This is a genomic window from Metabacillus sp. RB-C-LZQ-3-1, assembly GCF_058315175.1.
The window spans coordinates 1-1,661 of sequence record NZ_JBZFLI010000052.1; the positions used below are offsets into that span (position 1 = coordinate 1).

The 1,661-nt window shown below is 47.1% G+C and carries 2 protein-coding genes; both read left to right on the plus strand.

What is annotated here, in order from left to right; genetic code table 11:
• Positions 1-76: 76 nt before the first annotated feature.
• Positions 77-403, plus strand: a complete 327-nt coding sequence (locus AC4GZ8_RS26300) for a transposase (protein ID WP_491084833.1) — start codon at positions 77-79, stop codon at positions 401-403.
• Positions 404-405: 2 nt separating this feature from the next.
• Positions 406-1,335, plus strand: coding sequence for an IS3 family transposase (locus tag AC4GZ8_RS26305; RefSeq protein ID WP_491084834.1), 930 nt, complete (start codon positions 406-408; stop codon positions 1,333-1,335).
• Positions 1,336-1,661 lie beyond the last annotated feature (326 nt).

Here is a 1,661-nt window from a genome sequence, read left to right on the forward strand (position 1 = left end):
CTATTTAGCCCCTAAATGAATTTGGACAGTACACCCCTTACTCCGATACAATAATATTGAGGCGGAGGGGAACGAAATGAAGAAGAAGCAGTATGATCTAGAATTTAAAAAGATGGTAGTTACCAAGGGCAAGGAAATTGGCAACATGACTGCTGTAGCAAGACAGCATGAACTGGATCCCAAGATGGTTCTGCGGTGGGCTAGAGAGCTGAACCGAAAGGATCTGGACCAGTTGGATGGAGCCAGCTTCAAGCAAGCGAAGTATGTGCCCACGGCAGAAGATTATGCACAGCTGCAGAAAGAGAATGAGAAGCTGAAGAAGCTCTTTGCAGAGCAAGCCCTAGAGAGGGATATTCTCAAAGACCTACTAAAAAAAACGAACCCACACTTGCGGATAAAATAGAGATCGCCCAGAGGTATATCCGGAAAGGCAATAACATTAGCTTGGTGCTGCGTGTGCTAGATGTAGAGCGGTCCACGTATTATGCACATGTGAACAGAAGTAAGCAGCAATCTCAAGAGACTGTCCACAGGGTCGGGCGCCCCGCACCTGGTTTATCATATACACAAGAAGGCAAGCCAATCAGTGATGAACAGATCTGCGAATGGATCATGGAGTTCTTAGCCGGCGAAGGCGCAAACTACGGTTACCGCAAGCTGACCGTGCTTCTTCGAAGACGCCATCGCCTGGTGATTAACAAGAAAAAGGTCTATCGCCTTTGCAAGCAAATGGACGTGCTTCGTCCTCAGCGGAAGATAACGGTAAAGCATTCAAAGCGACTTGCTAACAATCGCGAGATAACAGGTTCCAACCAACTGTGGGAAACGGATATCAAGTATGGGTGGGTCCATGGGGAGCAACGGTTTTTCTTCCTTATGAGCATCATAGACGTGTTTGACCGTGCCATCGTTTCATATCACATTGGATTGACCTGTGAAGCCAAGCATCTCGTCCAGATCACGCAGGAAGCGCTCATGAAACGCCAGCTCTTTGAAAAGGCTGAGAAGCCGGTCATACGCTCCGATAACGGTCCACAGTTCATTAGCAATCTCTTCGAGGATGCGTGTGATGAGTTTGGTGTGATCCACGAGCGTATCCCGCCTAAAACGCCAAATAAAAACGCTCACATCGAATCGTATCATTCGATAATAGAGGCGGAGTGCTACCAGCGACATGAGTTTGAGTCTTATCCACAGGCCTATGAAATTGTGAGTCAGTTTATACAAGACTATAATCGAATCCGCATCCATGGCAGCATCTATGACTTATCACCATATGAGTATATGGAAGCAGTGAAGCAAGGCATTGTGAAGCCAAAGCAAATTAAGGTTTGATAAATCGTTATGTCCGTTTACAAGTTGAAACCAGTGGAAAAGGCAAGCGAAGCGGTCCTTGATGCTGAGAAGGTGGATATGATAGGCTGATCCGGCTAGCAGCCCCAAGCGACCGCAGGGAGCGCCCTTAGGGGGATGCCGGCAGGGCTGCCACATCATATCCGCCGGAGGCTCAGCGTCAAGGATGCCTTTGGAGCGGCTGATGGGAAACCGACTGAAATAATTTAACATATATCTGGAATCGTCGAAAAACGAAGTAAATTAAAGTAATTGTATGATTGATATCGAATAAGAGGTGCAGTGTCCATAATAAGGGTGTTTAACCG